Annotated in this window: 15 protein-coding genes; 10 read left to right on the forward strand and 5 right to left on the reverse strand. The window is 65.1% G+C overall.

Features of this window, described 5'->3' with window-relative positions; translation table 11 throughout:
* Positions 1–16: 16 nt before the first annotated feature.
* From R2669_RS04670 to R2669_RS04695, 6 genes are all read left to right on the forward strand, one after another.
* Positions 17–559 (forward strand): winged helix-turn-helix transcriptional regulator, encoded by a 543-nt coding sequence (locus R2669_RS04670; protein ID WP_316898901.1) that lies wholly within the window; start codon positions 17–19, stop codon positions 557–559.
* Between the two features lie 170 nt (positions 560–729).
* The gene (locus R2669_RS04675; protein WP_316898903.1) at positions 730–1,566 is read left to right on the forward strand and encodes a GntR family transcriptional regulator; all 837 of its coding nucleotides are present in this window, start codon (positions 730–732) and stop codon (positions 1,564–1,566) included.
* A 100-nt stretch (positions 1,567–1,666) separates the two neighbouring features.
* Positions 1,667–2,884 (forward strand): MFS transporter, encoded by a 1,218-nt coding sequence (locus R2669_RS04680; protein ID WP_316898905.1) that lies wholly within the window; start codon positions 1,667–1,669, stop codon positions 2,882–2,884.
* Positions 2,885–2,963: 79 nt separating this feature from the next.
* Entirely contained in the window at positions 2,964–3,263 is a 300-nt protein-coding gene (locus R2669_RS04685) for a type II toxin-antitoxin system RelE/ParE family toxin (protein WP_147214849.1), read from the forward strand.
* Positions 3,264–3,265: 2 nt separating this feature from the next.
* Positions 3,266–3,568, forward strand: a complete 303-nt coding sequence (locus tag R2669_RS04690; RefSeq protein WP_037026632.1) for an addiction module antidote protein — start codon at positions 3,266–3,268, stop codon at positions 3,566–3,568.
* A gap of 173 nt (positions 3,569–3,741) precedes the next feature.
* Positions 3,742–5,046 carry an MFS family transporter gene (locus tag R2669_RS04695; protein WP_316875565.1) on the forward strand — a complete coding sequence of 435 codons (1,305 nt, stop codon included), beginning with the start codon at positions 3,742–3,744 and terminating at the stop codon, positions 5,044–5,046.
* A 91-nt stretch (positions 5,047–5,137) separates the two neighbouring features.
* On the opposite strand, the gene R2669_RS04700 is transcribed toward R2669_RS04695, so the two are convergent.
* The 3 genes from R2669_RS04700 to R2669_RS04710 all read right to left on the reverse strand — a co-directional run bounded on the left by R2669_RS04700 (position 5,138) and on the right by R2669_RS04710 (position 11,140).
* Positions 5,138–7,738: a 2-oxoglutarate dehydrogenase E1 component gene (locus tag R2669_RS04700; protein WP_316898908.1), complete on the reverse strand. Its 2,601-nt coding sequence runs from the start codon at positions 7,736–7,738 to the stop codon at positions 5,138–5,140.
* Positions 7,739–7,984: 246 nt separating this feature from the next.
* Complete coding sequence (locus R2669_RS04705; protein ID WP_316875567.1) at positions 7,985–9,616, reverse strand: methyl-accepting chemotaxis protein; 1,632 nt, start codon at positions 9,614–9,616, stop codon at positions 7,985–7,987.
* A gap of 549 nt (positions 9,617–10,165) precedes the next feature.
* On the reverse strand, positions 10,166–11,140 hold the full coding sequence (locus R2669_RS04710) for an SET domain-containing protein (protein WP_316898909.1): 975 nt from the start codon (positions 11,138–11,140) through the stop codon (positions 10,166–10,168).
* Positions 11,141–11,598: 458 nt separating this feature from the next.
* Between R2669_RS04710 and R2669_RS04715 the strand changes: the two genes are divergently transcribed.
* The 4 genes from R2669_RS04715 (at position 11,599) to R2669_RS04730 (ending at position 19,128) form a co-directional block, all read left to right on the forward strand.
* Positions 11,599–13,908, forward strand: a complete 2,310-nt coding sequence (locus R2669_RS04715) for a TonB-dependent siderophore receptor (protein WP_316898911.1) — start codon at positions 11,599–11,601, stop codon at positions 13,906–13,908.
* Between the two features lie 412 nt (positions 13,909–14,320).
* Positions 14,321–15,643 carry a hypothetical protein gene (locus R2669_RS04720; RefSeq protein ID WP_316898913.1) on the forward strand — a complete coding sequence of 441 codons (1,323 nt, stop codon included), beginning with the start codon at positions 14,321–14,323 and terminating at the stop codon, positions 15,641–15,643.
* A 69-nt stretch (positions 15,644–15,712) separates the two neighbouring features.
* Positions 15,713–16,930 carry a hypothetical protein gene (locus R2669_RS04725; protein WP_316898915.1) on the forward strand — a complete coding sequence of 406 codons (1,218 nt, stop codon included), beginning with the start codon at positions 15,713–15,715 and terminating at the stop codon, positions 16,928–16,930.
* Between the two features lie 413 nt (positions 16,931–17,343).
* Positions 17,344–19,128: a leucine-rich repeat domain-containing protein gene (locus tag R2669_RS04730; protein WP_222614254.1), complete on the forward strand. Its 1,785-nt coding sequence runs from the start codon at positions 17,344–17,346 to the stop codon at positions 19,126–19,128.
* A gap of 74 nt (positions 19,129–19,202) precedes the next feature.
* Here the strand turns inward: R2669_RS04730 and sctC are convergent, their stop codons facing one another.
* Positions 19,203–20,987, reverse strand: coding sequence for a type III secretion system outer membrane ring subunit SctC (sctC, locus tag R2669_RS04735; protein ID WP_316898918.1), 1,785 nt, complete (start codon positions 20,985–20,987; stop codon positions 19,203–19,205).
* Positions 20,988–21,056: 69 nt separating this feature from the next.
* Positions 21,057–22,493: a transcriptional regulator HrpB gene (gene hrpB, locus R2669_RS04740; protein WP_316898920.1), complete on the reverse strand. Its 1,437-nt coding sequence runs from the start codon at positions 22,491–22,493 to the stop codon at positions 21,057–21,059.
* Positions 22,494–22,541: the final 48 nt, after the last annotated feature.

A 22,541-nucleotide genomic window follows, 5' to 3' on the forward strand; every position in this document is an offset into this window, starting at 1 on the left:
TGACTATGCTTTTGCCATGAGAATTCCGGAACCCTTCCCCGTCCCAGCGGCGTCCGAGCTTGTGACGTCGATGGAAGAGCCCTGCTCCATCGCGGCGGCCGTATCGATCGTCGGCGAGAAATGGACGCTGCTTGTGCTGCGCGAGGCGTTTTCGGGCGTGACGCGGTTTGATGAGTTTTTGCGCCGCACGGGGTGCTCGTCGGCGATCCTGTCGTCGCGGCTCAAGGCCCTGGTGACGTACGGCATCCTGCGGCGCGTGCCGTACCAGGAGCCGGGCGACCGCGTGCGCGATGCCTACCGGCTCACACGGGCGGGCGTCGATCTGCTGCCCGCCATCGTGGCGCTCATGCAATGGGGCGACCGCTACCTCACGCCCGACGGCGAAGGCCCGATCCTGCTGCGCGACCGCGAAAGCGGCACGCCGATTCACGTGGCGCTGGTCAATGCGCTGGGCGAGCCCGTCGCACCCCAGAACTCGATGCGCGAGCGCAATCCGCGTTATGGGCAGGGGGAAAACGCAGCCGTCGCGGCCGCTGATACGCCGCCGGCCAACGGGTAACACACAACTTTACAGGCCCGGAAAAACGCCCTATCGTCGCGGATGAATGGGCAAACGGCCGCGTTCAACCCGCTTTCCAACGCATCCCGCGCCTTCCTGCCATCGGCTGATGGTTGCCCCGCCCGATTTCGCCCTGGACCTCGCTGCTCACGCCCGGAACCACGACTGCCATGCCTGATGCCGTGGTACCGCTCTACCACCAGATCTACGTCGTCCTGCGCCAACAGATTCTTGAAGGCCGGTTCAGCGACGGCCCGATGCCGGGCGAGATCGAGCTGGCCCGCCAGTTCGGTGCGTCGCGCGTCACGATGCGGCGCGTGTTCGACTACCTCGTCAAGGAAGGTCTGGTGCGCCGCCATCGCGGCATGGGCACGTTTGTCGTCAAGCCCGATGACCCGGTGACGATGGGCGGCGGCGCCCAGACGCTGCTGCAGAACATCATCGATGTGGGCGAGCGCACCTCCGCCGTCGTCGTCGAATTTGAAGACGTGCTGGCCCCGCCCGAGGAGGCCAAATGCCTGGAAGTCGCCCCCGGCACGCCAATCAAGAAACTCGTGCGTGTGCGCCACCTGGAAGACACGCCCATGGCACTCATCACCACGTGGCTGCCGCTGGACGTGACGAGCAAGCTCACGCTCGACCGCCTGGCGAACCAGTCGCTGCTGCGGCTGATCGAGGGCTCGGGCGTGCGGATCGATCGTGCATCGCAGGTGGTGTCGGCACGGTTGGCCGATGTGGCGACGGCGCAGTATCTGGATGTGTCGGTGGGCGCGCCGCTGCTGTCCGTCCAGCGCATCGTGCGCGAGATGAGCGGGCGCCCCGTGCAGTTGCTGCAGGGTCTCTACCGGCCCGACCGCTACGAATACCGCATGGAGCTGTCGCGCGTGGGCGAAGACCGCGCTCGCCTGTGGATCGACAACGCCGGCCACGACGTGCAGGGCGGTCACAGCGAAGACGTGGAAGAGGCGCCAACATCAGCCTCCACCGCCGCCGGCCAGCGCGCCTGACACCACCACCAGCAAGGTTATTGGCCCTCAGCAGGCGCAGAGGAAAGTTGTTAGCATCGCCGCTTCGCTGCGATGCAGCAATCCCGTCCATGAGGTTCCCATGTCGACCTCGCCTGCGTCCCCAACGCCTGCCAATACCACCACCGCAACAAACACCCAAGGGCTGATCCGCCTGCTCACGGCCGGTGCGGGCATCAGCGTGGCCTGCATTTACCTGAACCACCCGCTCCTGGGCCTGATCGGCCGCGACCTCGCCATCGCGCCGAAGGCGCTGGGCGTGTTGCCGACACTCACGGCGGCAGGCTACGCCAGCGGCATCTTTTTCTTCGGCCCGCTGGGCGACCGCTACGATCGCCGCATCGTCATCCTCTGGAAGGCGGTGCTGCTCACGTTGGCGCTCATCGCCAGTTGCCTGGCGCCAAACCTGCCCCTGCTGGCAGCGGCAGGCTTCGCGGTGGGGCTGTCGGCCACCATGGCGCAGGACTTCGTCCCCAGCGCCGCCGCCATCAGCACGGACCACAACCGCAATCGCAACATCGGCACGGTGATGACGGGGCTGTTGATCGGCATCGTCAGCTCGCGCGTATTCAGCGGCATCGTGGCGGACCACTTCGGCTGGCGCGCCGCATTCGGCGTATCGGCGGTGGCGATTGTCGGACTGGCCATTGCCGTGCGCGCCGCACACTTTGGTGTGGCGCCTCCCTCGGCCACCACGACGCAGCCTTACCTCGTGTTGCTGCGCTCGCTCGGCACGCTGTTCGCGCAGCATCCGCGGCTGCGCGCGTCGGCCGTCACGCAAGCGTTCATCGGCATCGCGTTCGCGGGCTTCTGGTCGACCGTGGCGTTGCATCTGACGGGTACGCTCGGCCTGTCGACGGGGCAAGCCGGGCTGCTCGGCTTTGCCGGTGCCGCAGGCGCGCTCGGTGCAAGCATTGCCGGGCGGTTGTCGGGCCGCGTTGCGCCGGGCCACATCGCTGCGGGTGGCGCGTTGCTCATGGCGGTGACGTTTGCCGCGATGGCGCTGTTCCCGCAGTCGCTCGTCGCCATCGTGATCGGCACGCTTGTCTTTGACGTGGGCGTGCAGGCTGCGCTGGTTTCGCACCAGACCATCATTTATGCACTGGCACCGGAAGCGCGCAGCCGCATCAACGCGGTGTTCATGACGGCGCTGTTCATCGGCATGTCGTTGGGCGCGTATGGCGCGAGCCTGGCGTGGACGAACGGCCGCTGGACCGGCCTGATGGCGTTCTGCACGGTCGCAGCGCTGGTGGCGCTCGGGTTGCGCGTGATGTTCAACGCGCGGCAGGGGGCGCGGTAACAAGTCTGCTCGGCATTGCGGCTGTGACCATTTGTGAACTATAGTTTACAGATCGAAGTGCGATCCTTAGCATCCCCGCATGCTGACGATCCGCACTACCAATGCTTTCGACACCTGGTTTTCGAAGCTGCGTGACAAGACTGCGCAGCGCCGTATCCAGGTACGCATCGACCGCTTACAGCTGGGTCATCCGGGTGATGTGAAGCCTGTCCGAGCGAGTGTCAGTGAGCTACGCATCAATCACGGCCCCGGCTACCGGGTGTATTTCGCCCAGCGTGGCGCAGTGCTGATCATCCTGTTATGTGGCGGTGACAAGTCGACACAGGAAGCCGACATCCGACGCGCGATTGAGTTGTCGCGCCATCTCGACGTGGAGTGACCATGCCTACCGACAAACCCGTCAAAACTCGCCCGTGGGACTCCGCTGAGCATCTCAAGACCGAAGCCGACATGGCCGCATATCTGGACGCGTGCCTGGAGGAAGCGGCCGACGACCCCGCATTTATCACGCATGCGTTGGGCGTAGTGGCCCGAGCGCGCGGCATGACGCAACTCGCACGTGACACCGGCATGACGCGCGAAGGGCTGTACAAGGCCTTGTCTGAAGAAGGCAACCCGAGCTTTGCCACCGTGCTCAAAGTCATGCGGGCGTTGGGTATCCGCCTGCATGCGGTCGCGGTGTAAAAGGCCGGGGCGTACCCGTTTCTGCGTGACCTCCACACGCCTCCCGCACGTCTGCCGCAACACGCCATCCCACCCATCGGGGCAATTCCGGGGCGCGACAACCTGCGACATGTCGCTACAATTCTGAGGGTCAGCTTAGGCTGCCCACAGAACAACCACACCGAGACGCCCTCATGGATAGCACTGCCACCCCGCATGCGGTTGACCCGCACGACACACGTCGCCGTATCTTCGCCATCGTCGGCGCGTCGTCGGGCAACCTCGTCGAATGGTTCGACTTTTACGTCTACGCGTTCAGCTCGCTGTACTTTGCGCCGGCGTTTTTCCCCAGCGGCGACCGCACGACGCAACTGCTGAACACGGCTGGCGTGTTTGCGGCGGGCTTTCTGATGCGGCCGATTGGCGGCTGGCTGTTCGGCCGCATCGCCGACAAGCACGGCCGGCGCACGGCGATGATGATCTCGGTGCTGATGATGTGCGGCGGCTCGCTGCTGATCGCGGTACTGCCGACCTACGCGCAGATCGGCGCGCTGGCCCCGTTCCTGCTGCTTGTGGCGCGGCTGTTCCAGGGCCTGTCGGTGGGTGGGGAATACGGCACCAGCGCGACCTACATGAGCGAGGTGGCGCTGCAAGGCCGGCGCGGCTTCTTTGCCTCGTTCCAGTACGTGACGTTGATCGGCGGCCAGCTGTGCGCGGTGCTCGTGCTGGTGATCCTGCAGCAACTGCTCACGACGGCCGAGCTGAAAGCCTGGGGCTGGCGCATTCCGTTCGTGGTGGGCGCGCTGACGGCGCTGATTGCCTTGTACCTGCGCAAGTCGCTGCACGAAACGCAGAGCGCCTCGGCGCGCAAGGCGGAGCACGCGGGGACGATCCGTGGGGCGTGGCAGCACAAGGGCGCGTTCCTGCGCGTGCTTGGTTTTACCGCCGGCGGTTCGCTGATCTTCTACACGTTCACGACGTACATGCAGAAGTACCTCGTCAACACGGCGCACATGGACACCAAGACCGCCTCGAACGTGATGACGGCCGCGCTGTTCGTCTACATGGTGTTGCAGCCGGTGTTTGGTGCGCTGTCCGACCGCATCGGCCGTCGCAATTCAATGCTGCTGTTTGGCGCCTTCTCAGTGCTGGGCACCGTGCCGCTCATGAAGGCGCTGGCCACGGTGTCGACGCCGCTCGCCGCCTTCGGTCTCATCACGCTGGCGCTGGCCATCGTCAGTTTCTATACGTCGATCAGCGGGCTGATCAAGGCCGAGATGTTCCCGCCCGAAGTGCGCGCGATGGGCGTGGGCCTGTCGTACGCGATTGCGAACGCGGTGTTCGGCGGCTCGGCGGAATACGTGGCGCTGTGGTTCAAGCAGGCCGGCAGTGAATCGACGTTCTATTGGTACGTGACAGCGCTGTGCGCGGTGTCCTTCATCGTGACGTACTTCATGCCCGATCCGAGCAAGGAAGGGTATCTGCGCCACGAGCCGTAATCGCGGCCCGGCGTTCCCGCGACAAGCCCATACCGCGACCTCCGATGCCTCAAACGGTGGTCGCGGTCGGGCTTCCCGCATCAGCTTCCGGCTAACCCAACGCGCCAAACGCAGCAGCCACCAGGCGACGCTGCTCCGCCTGGTGCGCCCGCACCGACGCATGCGCGCCCGACGGCGTCGCGCTGCGGCACACACTGGCCAGTCGGCTCCGCTGCGGAACACACGTCTCAAGCGCCTCGCGCACGAAGCGCCATGCGCCTTGGTTGGCATCCTCCTCCTGCGCCCAAACAACGTCCTTCAGGTTCGGGAATGCCGACAACGCGGCCGCGAGTGCATCCTGCGGAAACGGGTAGAGCTGCTCCACACGGACAAGCGCCACATCCGTACGAGCCTCACGCTCGCGCTGCGCCTGCAGTTCGTAGAAAAACTTGCCGCTGCACAACACCGCCCGCGTGACGGTGTGCGGGTCGACCACCGAGGCGTCGGGCAGCACCGGCATGAAGCACCCGCCAATCAGGTCCTGCACGCGCGAATGCGAACGCCCGTTGCCATGGAGCTGCGTCTTCGGAGACATGACGATCAGCGGCTTGGGCGCAGCCAGGGTGGCTTGCTCGCGCAGCAGGTGAAACCACTGGCCCGATGTCGACGGCATGACCACTCGCATGTTGTCATCCGCGCAAAGCTGCAGGAAGCGCCCGAGGAACCCGTTGGAATGCTCCGGCCCGACACCTTCGTGGCCGTGCGGCAGCAACATTGCCAACGCAGACTGGCAACCCCATTTGTATTCGCCCGAAGCGATGTACTGGTCGACGAACACCTGTGCGCCGTTGACGAAGTCGCCGAACTGGGCCTCCCACAACGTCAGCCGCGTGCGGGTCTGCACGCTGTAGCCGTATTCGAAACCCAGCGCGGCCTCTTCCGACAACGGCGAGTTGACGATGTCGAACGTGCCCTGGCACGGCGCCACGTGCTGCAGCGGAACATAGCGGTCGCCTTCGTCAGACGAGCTCGACTGCGAATGCCACACCGCGTGCCGATGCATGAACGTGCCGCGCCCAACATCCATACCGGACAGCCGGATGCTGTGCCCGTCTTCCAGCAGCGTGGCGTGGGCGAGGTTTTCTGCCAGGCACCAGTCGACCGTGTGAGCGTCGCTCGAGACCGCGGTACGCCAGCGCTCGCACAGTCCGCGCACGACATCGTGCAGCAGCACGCCGTCGGGCGGTGTGGTGAGCGTCTGCGTCAATGCCTGCACGCGGTGCAATGACAACGGCTGCAACTGGCGGCGCGCCGCACCGTGCGGCAGCGAAACGTCGGCTTCACCCAGCGCAGCGCCAGGGCCTGCGTGCAAGTTGCGCACGGCAGCGTCACGCAGATCCGCCAGGCGCGCCGAGTCCACGCTGGCAGCGTGATACAGCTCCGTGACCGTCGGGTGCGCGGCAATGGCCGCGTGCAGCGCGGGCTGCGTCACGGCAGGCGTGTCGTGCTCCGAATGCCCAAGGCGGCGATAGCCGATCAGATCGATGACGATATCGGTGCCGTACTCCATGCGGTATTCGATGGCAATGCGCGCGGCGCGCAGGACGGCTTCAGGGTCGTCTGCGTTGACATGAAGGACCGGCGCATCGACCATGCGCGTCACGTCGGTGCAGTAGTCGCCGGCACGCACGTCCATCGCGTTGGGGGTGGTGAAGCCGATCTGGTTATTGACGATCACGTGCACGACGCCGCCCGCCGTGTAGCCGCTGCGGCGGGTCAGGTTCAGTGTCTCCATGACGACACCCTGCCCCGCGAACGCCGCATCGCCATGCACCATCACCGGCAGGCACGGTGTGCCGGGGTGTTCGTCCACATGCGCGCGCGCCATGCCACACACGACGGGGTACACGCTCTGCAGATGCGATGGATTGGGTGCCAGCACCAGCGCGACCTCATCGCCCGCAACCATCCGGCGCGCAACGCCACCGAGGTGATACGGCAGATCCCGCTGGGTGAATGCGATGTCCGAATCCGGATCGAGCCGATCGAGCATGCCTTGCGCGTCAAAGCCCATCACGTTGACGAGCGTGTTCAGGCGCCCACGATGCGGCATGCCGAGAAACACCTGCCGCACGCCGTGACCGGCACCTTCCTCCACCAGCGTGTCGAGCAGCGGCACCAGGCTCTCGCAGCCCTCCAGCGAGAACCGCTTGGCATGCGCAAACGTGCCGCCAACAAGACGCTCCCACATCTCCGCCGCCACCAGCCGGCGCAGCAGCCACCGCTTCCGGTCGGGCGCTAGCGGCGGTGCCAGCAGTTCTGCCTCCATGCGGGCGTAGAGCCACGCGCGGCGTTGGCGCTTGCGCACGCTGCTGCAATCGAGACCGATCGCGCCGCAGTACACGCGTTTGAGCTGCCATTCGAGTTCCTGCACCGTCGTCGCGGTGGGCAGGACCGCGCTTGCCGGCTCGCGCTTCTGCGCGGGGTCCAGCCCGTGAAACCGCAGGCGAAGCTCGGGCACGTCTGGCAGGGGCACACGTGCGAGCGGGTCCAGCCGCGCGCGACGATGCCCATGCTCGCGATAGGCATCGATCAACTGTGTGACAGGGGTGGATGGGAGTGCCGCCGCGGCAGCAGTGCCGGTCAGCACGTTGGACGGGTCAAACGCTGCGGCCGAACCCGGGTCGGCCATTTGAGGAGCGTGCGAAGACATGGTTGTTCAGGAGATAAGAGACACCGTGGGTTGGCCCCACCATCGGCACTCCGGCGCACCCGCGCGCGCAATCCTCCAACCAGCACAGCGGTTGCGCAGCAGACACCTGTTCGGCAAATGGCGGGACCGTTCGAAACGCCAACGCTGGCGCTACGTCGATTCCTTCTGTGACGAGCCGCCTGCCGGCGGCCCGTGCCTCCTCCGTTGGACTGCTGACTGCAACATCACTGCGACAACAACTGCGAATTACGAAAGTGTTTGTGCTCGCGCCCAGCCACCCTGCGCCAGGGTGGTCGCCTCGCTCGCGGCGCCATGCGCGGGGCCTCGCATGTCGCCATGCAGCTTGAACGCGCTGACCATGTCGGCCAGTTGATCGGCCTGGTCCTGCAGCGCCTGCGCCGAGGTCGCGCCTTCCTCGACCAGCGAGGCGTTTTCCTGCGTGACCTTGTCCATCTGCGTGATGGCCTCGTTGATCTGCTCGATGCCTTCGCTTTGCTCGCGGCTCGACGCGCTGATCTCGGCAACGATGTTCGTCACGTTCTGGATGCCGGCCACCACGTCGCGGATGATCTGGCCGGCCTCTTCCACCTTGGCGGTGCCGGTGCCGACGTGGCTGACCGAATCCTCGATCAGCGCCTTGATCTCCTTGGCCGCCGCGGCACTGCGCTGCGCAAGGTTGCGCACCTCGCCCGCCACCACGGCAAAGCCGCGGCCCTGCTCGCCGGCGCGGGCCGCTTCCACCGCAGCGTTCAGTGCGAGGATGTTGGTCTGGAACGCGATGCTGTCGATCACGCCGATGATGTCGACGATCTTGCGTGACGACGCATTGATGGTGCTCATCGTTTCGATCGCCTCGCCAACGGCATCGCCGCCCTTGGTGGCCACCAGCGATGCATTGGATGCCAGGCGGCTGGCTTCCTGCGCGTTGTCGGCGTTCTGCTTGACGGTGGAGGTGAGCTGTTCCATGGCCGCCGCCGTTTCTTCCAGCGAGCTGGCCTGCTGTTCGGTCCGGCTGGACAGATCGATGTTGCCGCTGGCCACCTCGCGCGATGCACGCGCGATGGTGTCCGTTCCGCCGCGCACCCGGCCGACGATGCCGTGCAGGTTCTCGGTCATGCGCTTGAGCGCGGCCAGCAGGCGGCCGATCTCATCTTGCGCGCCAAGCTCAAGACGGTGCGTCAGATCGCCCTGCGCCACGGCTTCAGCCAGATGCAGCGCACGGTTGATCGGGCCGGTGATCGTGCGGGTGATGAAAGCGCCCGTGGCAATGGCAAGCAGGGTTGCCAGCACCGCCAGCACGATCATCTGGATCTTCGCGTTGGCGCCTTGCGCGGCGGCTTCGCCCACGTCGTGCTCCATCTCGCTCGCCTGGCGGTCCACCATCTTGTCGACCAGCACGTAGTACTGGTCTTGCAGGCGGCTCATGTCACCCTGGTACAGCACGCGAGCGTCTTCGGGCTTGTTGGCATCGATCAGCTCAAAGAACTTGCGCACGCTCGCACCGTAAGCGGAACGCGCGTCGAACTGTTCCTTGAAGAGCGCCTTGCCCGCATCGGTCGTGAGCATCTTCTCCAGCCGCCCATACGCCTGCCCGTTGGCCTGGCGGATGGCCGCGTAGTCGCTCATGTACTTCGCTTTCTGATCGGCCGACGTGGCCAGCAGCAGATTGCTGAGAATGCCGTTGGCCTTGTAGCCGTTGTTCTTGATCTGGTTGCTCAGTGCGATCAGCGAATAGCGCTCGCTGACGATCCGGCCCATCTTCGTGTTGTTGTCGTCCAGCCGTTGGATGCCGACCGCGGCGGTCCCGATCAGCAGCGCCACGACAAGCGCGAACGCTGCACCAAGGCGCACTCCGATCTTCATATCCGAGATTCTCATTTGCTTCATTCCTGTTTCAGCGGCGTCAGAGAGAGAGAGAGACGACATGACCTGGTCAGCCCCATCGCCGGGATCATCTGGCGATGCACGCAGGTACATGCGTCGAAGCAGGAGCATCTTGGAGACATGTGCGGCTGTCGTTGACCGATCTTCAAAACCGTCGCGCTACAAGATTGCCCAGGCTGCTTCGATCGGAAATGACGGCACGGCACAAGGATTCTTGAATGCGATGCCAACGCAGCAACGCGCTTCAAACCTGTGCACTCGACTCGGTGCACAGGTTGCTGATTGCGAGGTGCATGGCGCCAGCACTGGCGTGGCGGCACATCGCATCAAAACGAAGAGAACGAACGCGCACCAAATTTGAGCTTTTTTGAATCTTGGCGGCGCAAAAACTTCCGATATGAAATTATTTTAATTCTCGTATGCGGATGGAAATCGGGTCCGCCATCATGCGGTCACACGCATCTGCATTCGCGTCGCATGCCTGGCCGCCTTCCACGAAAATTTCGTCACGCGCACCTGCCGCATCGTCTGCTGGTGCAGCCTCTAGACAGCAACCTGACCGCCAAACCGCTGGCGAATCAGCTCCGGCGGATAGCGATAGTTCCAGCGCAACTCGGCACCGGCGGCCACGCGCTCCGTTGCGAAGAAGGCGCGGATGGCAAAACGTCGTCCGCAACGTGAGGTCGCCTCGAACACCGCGGCCTCCATGTTGTAGCCGGACTCCGCCTGCCGGTCCGCCTGGCCACGTTCATAAGCAAAGCTGGTGTTGGCCATCGCCAGGATGTTTTCACCGTCGACCCACGAATCGATGCCGCCGGCGCTCGTGCTCAGCACGAACGAATCATCGAGGCACGTGTAGTAGGTGGCAGGGGTCATGAGCCGGCCGCCATAGACGCCGAGGCATTCGCCAACGGCGATGTCCCGCACCGCAAATACACCGCGCTCGCCAATGAGCGCTTCCTCGCGCGGGTCGCGCAGGTCAGCACGCTGCAACCGTCGGCACACAAGCGTGCTGTGATACAACCGGCCCCGCAAACTGGGCGTCACATCGACTTGCAGGTATGGCCAGACCGCGTCAGCCGGGTAACGCTCGAAGCGGCCTCCGACTCGCCCCGTCGGCTCCAGCGCGGTGATGAGAATGGGCTGCTCGATGTCGTCGCGAAACGGATAGCGCTGATCGACCTCGGGTGAATACGCGAGTCGCGCAATGGCATGCGCCTGCTTGAAAGCCTGCGTCTCTTCCCGAAAGACGTGAGCGCACGTCAGCAAGGCGGGATCGTCCGGTTCTTCGGACACCAATTCCAGAATCTCGGAGCGCAGCGCCTGGGCCGCTTCGTAAAAGCGCTCGTGTCGTGCGGCAAGTCCACGCGTTTCAGCGGCCCTTCGAAGCGACGAGCGAATACGGTCGACCAGCGCATCGGCAGAGCAAAACGTTGATGGCAGCATAAGCACCACGGCAGCAGGACGAGTTACGGACGGCCACAACCATAGCCGCAACCCGGCGCACGACGGCGTCACAGCGCGAAAGGAACCGTTGCGGCGCGAAACGAGGTCCCCCTCCCATCATCCAGTGATGTTTGCCAAAGGAAGCGCTCAGCGGATCGAGGATCTGCGTTGCGGTGCGCCGAGAAACGGCATCAGGCAGCTCGGGAAAAATCCACCCCCCTCTTCGGAGGGGAAACGTGGCATGGATCCTGCGTTATTGGCGCCCGTTTCACGACAATAAAAATACGGGTGGGGGGTATGAACAAGAAGCGGATCCCGGCGATCGCGCCGGCGACATGCAGGCCCCAGTTCGGCATGTGTGAACTGGACCATCGCGCGAGTCTGGACCGGGGGTGCGCCTAGCAGGCAGATCCGCTCGTTTCTGCGACGCGGCAGAGCGCCTCGGAAGTTTCAGGCGCACGGGGCGCGCGAACGTCCTGCGTTCTCCGTCTTTTCCGGACCTTCGCCGCACGGTGACAGCGCTGTCCCTCATGACGTCCTTGCGATTTACCTCATTCCGGCTCCCTGGCCTGGCTGCCCTGCTGATCGGACTTTCCGTATCGCAGCAGGCGCATGCCGTGGCGGCTGACGAGCCTCAGCGCTTGCGTATTGAGCGGTCAACGCTCGAGCATGTCCTGATGGAAATCACGCGGTTGAGCGGCCAACCGCTGTCGTTCGCATCCAGCCTCGTGCAGGAGCGCTGGGCAGGTCCGATCGACGGCACGATGACGGCCGCCGATGCCGCCCGGCTGGCACTGCAGAACAGCGGGCTCGCGCTGTCCGTGCTGCCTGACGGCACGATGACCGTCGTGGCGGCCGGCACCGCTGGCGCCCCCGACCCGCAGCCGCGCGACATCGGCGCGCTGCCGCCATCGGAAGTCCATGGCGCAGGCGACACAGGGTTCGCGGTGCTTTCCAGCAGCGCCATCACGCGCGTTGAAATGCCGATGACCAGCATGCCGCACGCCGTCAATACGATCACGCGTGGCCTGTTAGCCAGCCAACAACCGACCTCGTTGAATGCCGCACTGGCACAGGCCGGGGTGGCTTCGGTATTGGCTGACCCGACCGCACCGCCCCTCTATGCCATTCGCGGCTACATGACCAACGCCATCTCCGTGGATGGCTTGCCCGACAAGCTCGCCTCGCTGCGGCCCGTGGACGCACTGGAAGAGATCGACGTCATCAAGGGGCCGAACGCAGACGTCGCAAGCGTCACCATGGCCGGTGGTGCCATCAATGCCAGCCTGAAGGCACCGACCGCTGCCGCACAGCGCAGCGTCGCCATGGAGGTCGCCTCGCATGGCGGCCGCAAGGTGGTCGCCGACCTGGCCGGTGCCATCGGGGCCAACGGGTTGTCGTACCGCCTCGTTGGGGTCAACGACACGACGACCGACAGCGACGGCGGATACGCGGGCCACCGCGTCAGCTACGGCCACGCCGCACTGGGCTGGAACGACAGCACAACGAGCATCACCGCGGGCATCGAATCCCTCACCAGCCGGCAGCCTGTGCCACCTGCCACCTTTGCGCTGGACGGTGCACCTGCGCGTGTACCCGTGCAGCGTCCGTTCGGCAACGTAGACGACCGCGTTGAAGGCAGCGGCACGCGCGTCTACTACACGGCCTCGCGCAACCTGAACGACGACTGGGCCCTCCATTCGCGGGCGAGCTATGAATCCGTGAGAGAGGAATCGGCCCAGTGGGATCTCGGATCGGCCTCGTCATATAACGCGATGCCCAACAACACGATCTGCGGGCTGCGTCATACCGAAAGCCACCTGTGGGCCATGTCGAACGAGTTGACAGGCACCGTGTCGCACAACGCGCTGCGCCACACATTCACCCTCGGCTGGGAAGAGATCCAGGAGCGGCAGAACCTGATCAAACCGGGCTTCATCGCACAGGCCACGCAAGACCCGTTCGCGCCCGTACCGCTGCCGGCGGCCACGTTCATTCCCGGCAACCGGCTGTCGCAAACCTTGAGGCAGTCGATCTTCCGGCTGCGCGACCACGTCGCCATTGGCGACAGGTGGGAGGTGTCGGCCTCCATCCGCGCGAACAACTACGTCGCCCTGCTGCCCCATACGCAATTGCGCGGCGTTGCCTGGACGCCTGCCGTGGGCCTGCTCTACAAGCTCACGCCCAGCACGGCATGGTTTGCCGACTACATGCGCGGCTTCCAGATCAACACGGGCTACTTCTATGACGGCACGGGCATGCAACCGGAGCGCAGCCGCCAAGTCGAAACCGGGCTGCGATGGGAAGACGCACACCGCACGCTGACGGCGCAGGCAGCGCTCTACCGGATCGATGCGAAGAACGTCAGCCTGGCCGACGTGTCGCACCCGGGCTACTACACGCAACTCGCCGAGCAAACCAGCCAGGGCGTGGAACTGTCGATGCAAGGCACGGTGGCGCGCGGCTGGGAGGCATCGTTATGGTTATCGGTGGCTCGCATGTCAGCGAGGCTGCCGGGCGGCTACGTACCCGGCGTGCCGGCTCGAAACGCCGCGCTGTGGACCACGTACACGCTGCAGAGCGGTGTGCTCGCAGGCATGGGCATGGGGCTCGGCATCAGCGCGCAGGGCCGTGCCGACGCCCACGGCGATGCGTCGTTCCGGGTGCCCGGCTCGGTGCGTGTCGACAGCAGCCTCTTCTGGCACCAAAAGCGCTGGCGCATCGACCTCTTCGCGCGCAACCTCTTCAACGTGCGCACGTACGGCAACACGCTCAGCAGCAGCTACATCCCCATCCTGCCGGGCCGCACGCTGGCGCTGCGCGTGACGCACCACTTCTGAAGCCCACCTGCGATTCACATGCCGCGCGCTGACACAGCGGCACGCACGTGAGTTTGCCGCCGCGCACGTCCGATCTGGCCTGAGATTTCGTCTCGGTGATCAGCGCTTCGGCCTGGCTGCATGGCCTGATGGCCGACATTCCCTAACGTTCCACCAAAGTCGCCCGACATGCCCTTTCGCTTTGCGATCGGCGTGCCGGCACGCGGCTGCCCTGGGCTGCGCGGCCCGGCACGGGCAGAACGCGCAGGGCCATGTCGGCCCCGCGACCCGAACTGGAATCGGAAGCGATTGCCGTGCTGGCGTTTCTCTGCAGACGTCGGCCGCGCGGCGTTTCTCTCCTCTCTGTATCGGCATGCGCCCAGTCAGCGGCCTGGACGGTGCCATGCATCACGCCTGCCCACTGAGGTGACACATGAATATGAAGGTCCAAGACAACGCTTCACTGAATATCTCGACCCAGCTCCAGCTGGATCAACCCGGCAAACAGAACCAGGCCGAAAGCCCGCTGCAGCATCTCGTGCAAGACATCCTGAAGGTGCTGGAAGCGATGCTGCGCAACGCCACCGCACAAGGCGGCGCCAATGCAGGTGCGGGCGGTGGCTCGGGTGGCGCAGCCGGCGGTGGCGCCCAGGGCGCGGGTGCCGCGCAGGGCCCGTCCGCCAACCAGGGCGCGCAAGGTGCACAAGGTAGCCAGGGTTCGCAAGGCGCGCAGGGTGCCAACAAGGGCCAGCAGGTTGGCGACGACAACGGCGACGACTCCAGCAGCCAAGACCCGATGCAGGCGCTCATGAAGCTGCTGGAAGACCTGCTGAAGTTCATGAAGATCAGTGAGCAGATGCAGCACAAGTTCGACACGGGCGAAGGCGCCAAGGGCGTCGATGGCGCGGGTGGTGCCAACGGCGGCAAGGGCCTCAACATGGACGACATGCTGCAGATGCTGGACGATGCGCTGCAGCTGATGCAGCAGCAGATGATGACGAACGCGTTCGGTGGTGCGGGCGGCGCAGGCGGTGCTGATGGCGGTGCTGGCGCAGGCGGTGCTGATGGCGGTGCTGGCGCAGGTGGTGCTGACGGTGGAGCCGGCGCAGGTGGTGCCGGTGGCGCAGACGGCACCGACAACTCCAGCGACGCCAGCGGTGCAAACGGTGCCGACGGCACAGGCGACGCCGGTGGCGCAGATGGCGCCGACAACTCGGGCGACACCAGCGGTGCAAGCGGTGCTGACGGCACAGGCGATGCCGGTGGCGCAGACGGTGCTGATACCACAGGCGATGCCGGTGGCGCAACGGGCGCGGACAACGCCAACGGCGCCGAGGGCAGCGGTCAGAAGAGCAACGACTCCATGATCGAACAACTGCTGAAGGTGTTGGACGACCTGGTGAAGATGCTGACGCAACAACAGCAGCAGGCGCCTGGCGGTGATCAGACGCAAGGCGGCAGCGCTGGTGCCGGTGGCGCCGGCAACGCAGGCGCGGCCGGTGGTGCGCAAGGCGCGGGTGGCGCAGCGGGCGGCACGGCAGCCGGTGGCGCAAACGGCGCGTCCGGTGCATCCGGCACGCCGAACGCCTCCACGGCCGATGGCGCGAACGGCGCAGACGGCACCGGCAACGGCGCCAACAGCCCCATGGCCCAGCTCGAAACGCTGCTCAAAGACATGATCAAGGTGCTCGAGCAACTGCAGGCACAAAAGGCCGGCGGCACGCAACAGCAGCACGCCCAGGTGCAAGGCGCCTGACGCCAGCCCACTCAACCCGACGGCCGGCAACGGCCGTCACTTTTGCTATCCCAAGCAAGGAGACTCGCCATGAGTATCTTCAGCAAAATCAAGCACGCCTTTCAGCACCTTGGCGATGACATCGCCAAGGTCGGCAAGGGCATCGCCCACGCCGCCGAAAGCGTCGGCAAGAACCTCGTCCACGACGTGGAAGCCGTTGCCAAGCAGACGGCAGCCATGACCAACGATCTGGTCCACCTGCGCATTCAAAAGGCGCTGCACGATGCCGTAGGCGTTGGCGAAGCCACCTTCAAGGGCATGCGGGATCTGAATACCGCTGCCTTCGACGTGGCAGAAAAATCGCTGGAAAACGCCCACCTGAGCAAGGGCCTGGACAAGGCCCTGAGCAAGGTCGACAAGGCCCGGGGCTTCGTCAACGATATCGCCGACCGCACGGTCAAGAGCATCGGCGACAGCGTCAACGGCTTTGCGGACAGCAGCATTGCTGCGGCCAAAGCGGCTGCGCATGGTCGCTTCGGCGAAGCGCTGGGCGATATCGGCTCAGCCGCGGGTAACGCCGCACAGTTGGCCTCGGACCTGACGCCGGAAGGTCTGGCCGCCAGCGCGGCCGTGGCAACGCTGCAGAAGACGCACCTGGGCGGCACGGTGGTCGACTCGGTGGTGGAAGGCGCGCTCACGGGCGGCCGCAGCGGCCTGAAGGATGCGGTCAAGTTCGCCGCCAAGGAAGGCGCCAAGGCAGAGGCTGGCGTGCAGGCACAGAACCTGTTCAACAAGGTGAGCGGCCAAGGCAGCGGCAATGGCACCGGCGGCATGCTGCTCGGCGCTGCGGCTGCGGGCGCTGGCGTGGCAGGCGATTTCCATGCCTCCCGCAAGACCCGTCACGCCACGGCAGCTGAACCGCACCACACTGGTACGCAACATCAGCCCGAGGCTGGCGGCCACGAAGATGCGAGCCGCAAAGGCAAGAAGAAGCACGAGGCCGAAGTCGACTCAAGCAACGGCAACGGCAACGGAAGCGGCACGGGCAAGACGGGCAACGGCAGCAACACCGACCCCACCGGCCAGGACGCGGCCCTTGAGCTGCAACTGCTGCAACAGCAGTCCGCGCATCAGAGCATGCTGAACGGCATCAAGTCGAACACCAACGACGACGATGATGACGATGGCGACGACGTTACGTCGAACGCACCGGCCGCGGCACCGCAGTCCTCCGGCTCGAGCCAAGCGAGCGCCAGCGCTGGCCCGAACAGCCACGCCAGCGCGTCGACGCATAAGAAGGCTGCATAAGCCGCTGTTTGCGTTTGTTCCACTTCGGCCCCACGCGAGGTTCGCGTGGGGTCGAAGCTTTCCGCCATCGGTGCGACGCCACCGTCGTGCAACCTTCGACTGGAATTTCAATGCCTTCGATCAATCCGTTCCGCCGCACTTCGCACACTCCGGCCGCCGATTCCACGCCAGCGCATGGCGCCGTCCCTGCCTATGCCACGCCACCGCGACAGGAGCCGGCACGGCAGCCTCGGCGAGGCGGAATTGCCGGATTGTTCGGGCTGCGCCGCTCGTCTGCCAATGCGGATCGGTCTTCCGCCGCGCGCCCCAACATCGCTGCCGGCACCCCACCCGGGGCTTCGCGCACGGCGCCAAACAGCCCACTCCACGTACGCGCTCCGGCGCCCGAAAACCTGCTGCATGGTGCTGCCGCCGTGAATGCGCGCATTGCCGGTTCCGGCGTCCGCCAGGCGCTGGAGGAGTGGCACGCGCAGATGCATGCCCGGATTGGCGACTACCGCCCGACAAACCCGTCTGCTCCTTTCAATCCGGCACGGCAGCTCGACATTGCGCTGACCCACATCGAAGACGTGGCGCGAGGGCGTCGAGAGCCAGCAGACAGGATCGAGCTGAAGGCGACGCCTGTGCTTCATCTGCCTGACCTCGTTTCCGAAATCGCGCACCTCAAGGCCCTTCACGTGTCGGACTGCGACCTGCGCGAACTGCCGCACGACTTGAGCAACCTCGGCATGCTCGAGACGCTCAAGCTGCAGAACAACCCACGCCTGCACACGGTGCCCGATACGCTGGGGCAATTGGCGAGCCTGAAGCATCTCGAGATCGTGGGAAGCGGCGTGCGCGCGTTGCCGGCCATGCACGGCCTCGCGAACCTGGAACACCTTGCCATCCAGCATTCACCACTCACCTCGTTGCCGCGCGACATCGGCAACGCAAGAAAGCTGAAAACATTGTCTCTGGCGCATACCTATCTGCGCGAGGTGCCGGCCAGCATCGGCAATCTGTCGAAACTCACCGAACTGGACCTCCGCCACAACGTAGGCCTGACTTCGGTGCCTGATTCCATTGGGCAGCTGCGTCAGCTGAAAACGCTCGACCTCTCGTACTGTCCACAACTCCGCGCCGTCCCGGCGTCCGTTGGAAACCTGCGCCACCTCAAGACCCTCGATCTGCGTGGCTGCACGGGTCTTACCATGCAAGGTCTGCCGAAATCGCTCATCACCCCGATGCCCGGCCGCAAGGTGCACTTCCCGGAACATCTGCACACCGAAATCGGCAAGGTACGTGAAGAATGGGCGATGAAGAACGCACCTCGACTTCAACTGCTGCAAGCCGACATCGAGCGCAAGAACGAAGAGATGGAAAACGCCGTCTTCGGGTCGGCAAACGACATGAACGACGGCCAGTTGGTTTCGGTTGCCTTTCGTCTGAAGAAGGCTCATGACAAGCTGCCCGAAGTGAGGAATCAGGTCCTGCGTAATCCGGCAGGCCTGCAGACCGATGCGTCTGTCGCCATGCGGCATGCATTGGCCAACGCATTCAACGTGGAGCCCGATCGCGAGATGTCCGCACGTTTGGTGACCGCGGCGCGTGCGTTGCCGCGCCCCTTGCAGCACGAACTGGCCGATCTGGTCGCCTCTAGCTCGGGGCGTCAACTGGTGATCGCCATTGGCGAAGGCGCATTTGGCGTGCGAGGCTCCAGCAGGCTGCAACACATGCTGCCGGCGTTTACGCAAGAGATTGCCCGCCACCCGCAGATCAGGAACCTGCGCGAGCAGGCACGGCGACATCCGACAACCCACACCGCGCAACAGGTAGCGGCACAGCTCACGCCGATCGTTCAGCAGTTGTGGACCGCCACACAGGCCGAGGCAACACTCGCGGCGCTTGTACCGCCGCTGCAGACAGAACTGAAACCGCTGCTGGCATCAGAGGCCGGCCGAAAGTTCGTGTTGGACCTCAGCAAGGTGGCAGAGGGCGCCAAGGGAACAAGTACGCTCAGGCGTCTTCTGCCGCAATTGGCCACGCGGATTGCGCATGACCCGAATGCGCAGGCTCTTCACCGGCTGGCAAGGCAGGATCAGCACGGCACGGCCGACGAACGCCGCGAAGGTCTTGCACTGGCGTTGCTCCCCATCGCCCAGCACCACTGGGATACGCTTGCGCAACAGGGCGACGCCGGGCCGTCGCGCCGCCGTTGACCGCGTTGCCGACGAGCACAAACAAAAAGCCTCCCATCGGGAGGCTTTTTTTTCTGCTGCATTGGCAAGGGGCCCTACAGCGCCACCACACGCGGGGTCAGCAGGAACAGCCGCTGGAACCGCTGGCCCGTCGTCTGGTCATGCCGGAACAGTGCGCCCAGCAACGGGATCTTCGAAAGCCCCGGCACGGCATCCACGCCCTTGGTTTGCTGGTCGACCGAGTAACCGGCAATCAGCAGGCTTTCGCCTTCGTTGATGAGCGCCTGCGTGTTGATCTCGCTCTTGTTGACCACCGGCAGGTTGCCCACCATCTGATTGGTGATCTGGCCATCTTCAATGTGGATGTTCATGCGAATGCGCGAAGTGCCGCCATCCGTCACGACCATCGGCAACACGCGTAGCGACACGCCCGCCGAAATGCTGTACAGATCCGCCGACTGATACCCCGCTACCGGCACGTAGAAGTTCTGCTTGCTGTCCATGATGGCCTCGGTGTTGTCGAGCGTGGCCACCTTCGGGCTCGCAGTGATGTGCGCCTGGTTGGTCTGCTGCAGCGCGCTGATACGCGCCATCAGGTAACGCGATGCCCCACCGATCACGGCGGTCAACACACCGCCCGTGGGCGTAGCGGCAATGGCTGCAGCGGCATTGGCCGTGGTGGCGACCGCATCCAGCGCGCCCGGATTGGACAACTGCGTGTTCGTGCCATACCCGGTCTGCATATCGACATGGCTGTTGTGCAGGCGCCAATCAACACCGAGGTCTTCCAGTGCGCTCTCGCTGATCTCGATGATGCTGGCGCTGATCTCCAGCACGGCCGGGCGCGTGTCGAGCGATTCAATCAACGATTGGTGGGCCGCCATGCGGTCTGCGCGGTCGCGTACGAGCACCGAGTTGCTGCGCGGGTCTGCATGGATGATCGGGGCGCTGCCGCCGTCTTCCTGGAATGCATCCGCACGGCTGCGGCTCTCGCCGCTGGGCAACGGTGCCGCTGAACCGCCGCCGGCATATTGGCCGACACCGCCCGGCGGCAGGGGCGCCTTGCCGCCACCGCGGTCATTACCGCCCAGACCCGAAAGCGCACGCGTACCGCCGCGCCCTGCGTTGCCCTCGCCGGGGGCGACGCTGTCGACGCGACGGTCACCGCTTCGTTGCGGCGTGCTCTCCGTGCTCGGCGCGTTGTTGCCGTACATGCTGTTCAGGATGGACGCGACACCGCGAATGTTGATGGCCTGGCCATCCACGATCATGGTGTGGTCGGTGGCCCACGCGTAGCGCAGCGGGAAGGTACGCACGACGGTGCGGTTGGCATCTTCGCGGCCGCGGTCGATCAAACGCGCTATGTCCTGCACAAGCTCGACCAGGCGCGGCGGCCCCGATACGACCACGCTGCCGGTTTCATCGTCGTACAGCACGGGAAAGCGCGGGTCGGTCACGCCCAGGCGTGTCAGTGCGCGCTTGACCTGCGCGGTGGATGCGCGCTGCAGCGCAATGGTCGCGCTCTGCGCCTCGTTGGCGCCCGTTACGCGCAGCACGGCGCCGTCGTAATACCACGCAAAGCCGAACGTGGCGGCCATGCGATCGAGAAACCGCTGCGGCGTTTCATTGAAGTTGCCAGTCACGCTGCCCTCGACCTGCGGCGAGATCCACGTCATGACGTGCTGGCTGGCGCCGAGGTCTCGCAAGACATCCTTCACGTCTTTGCGGTCGGCCACGTATTCAAATTTCTGCGACTGCCACGGGATCATCGCCGCAGCGGCACTTCCGGCCAGCGACAGCACCGCGACGGCCGCAGCCATCAAGTACCGGCACGCGGCCAGCACGCGACCCTTCCGGCTCGCAATTCGAGTCAGATGCATGGTTGCACTCGTAAGAATGATGAAGACAGACCGCACCAGCGCGCGGCCAGGCGATACAGCGGCCGCGGCTTAACGCCAGATGGTTTCCGACGGCGCTTCGTTGAACTGCTTGCGATACCCCTTGACCAGCGCCGAGCGGCTGCGGATGCCCCAGCGCGATGCCGTATCGATGATGTTCGACGGCCCGCGCCCCTCGTCCAGCAGGTCGGAGCGGATGCCCTCCAGACGCAGCCGGCGGATGACCGAGCTGGGCGACATGCCCACCGCGCTCTTGAACGCGAGCTGCAGCGCGCGCTCGGTCACGTTGATGTGCGCGGCGACCTCACGCGTCGTCAGGTCGCTACGTTCGATGTTGTCGAGAATGTAGTGATACGCGCGGCGGTACTTGGCCGACAGACGCGCGCTCACATCATCGGACGCGCGCGACGCGGCCGGCGTGGTCGTGCTGACACGGCGGACGCCAGGCGATTCGGTGCGCAGGCAGCGCAGGGCGTCTTGCATGTAGGCGGTGTAGTACTTGAGCGCACCCGCTGCATCGCCGCGCTGCGCCGCCATCTTGGCGCGGCAGTAGAGATAGTCGAAATTCCAGCGTCGCGCGCCGAACGACGTATCGCGATTGCAGATCTGGTCATACACCTTGCCGGCCACGTCGTGCTGCTCACCGCTGAGCGCAGCCAGCACCACCTCCACCTTCGTCTGCATCAGCAGGCGGCTGCCCATGCGGCGCGATTGCCCGATGATCGCCATGAGCGGGTCGATTGCCGTGCGGTCGCCATCGGCCATGCGGCGCAGCAGGCTCAGGTACTCGGCGCGGCGATGGATCATCGCGGGCACATTCTCATCGTGCTTGCCGTTGGCGGCCCAGCCGTCGCGCCCGCCATGGTTGTGCAGCATCGCAGCGCCCACTTCGGCGGACTGCCAGAACGCATGTTCCAGCAGGCGGTTAGAGCAGCGGATGCCCGCCTGCACCGCAAACTCGTACACGACGAGATCGAGCGTGGCGACCCAGCCGGCGTCATTGCGCTCCGTTGCAATGGCACGTGCCGATTGCAGCGCCTCGTCTGCTGCGTCCTGCTGACCAAGCTGGTGGTGCACAAGTGCCAGGCCCATCATGCCTTCGACGCGCTGCAGCCATGTCGCTCCATCGTCTTCGGCCATGCGGGAGAAACAACCTGCCGCGGCCGAGTAACGATCGCGCAGCAGCGATTGCCAGCCCATGTTGCGGCACGACACCACGCGCAGCTGATCATCCGAATGGCGAATCAGACGCTGCGCGATGCGGAAGGCCTCTTCGGCGTCTTCATCGCACTCCAGCAGCATCGATGCATCGGCCATGGCCAGCACGCCGGCGTAGTCGCCAGCGTCTTTGCCGTGCAGGCCGCCATGATCATCGACCAGTTGATACGCGCGGTCGAAATCTTCCGCGAAGACGGCCTTCGCATAGTCGGGCAGACGCTCACGCGCTGCCAGTCCGGAGGCCAAGGCAAAGTAGATGTTTCCCAGCATGTCGACGCTCCCGTGTCAGAGATTGCGGCTCGCGAGGCGCTAGCCGCG

The sequence above is a fragment of the Ralstonia edaphi genome, from assembly GCF_958350185.1.
Classification (GTDB): Bacteria; Pseudomonadota; Gammaproteobacteria; order Burkholderiales; family Burkholderiaceae; genus Ralstonia; species Ralstonia edaphi.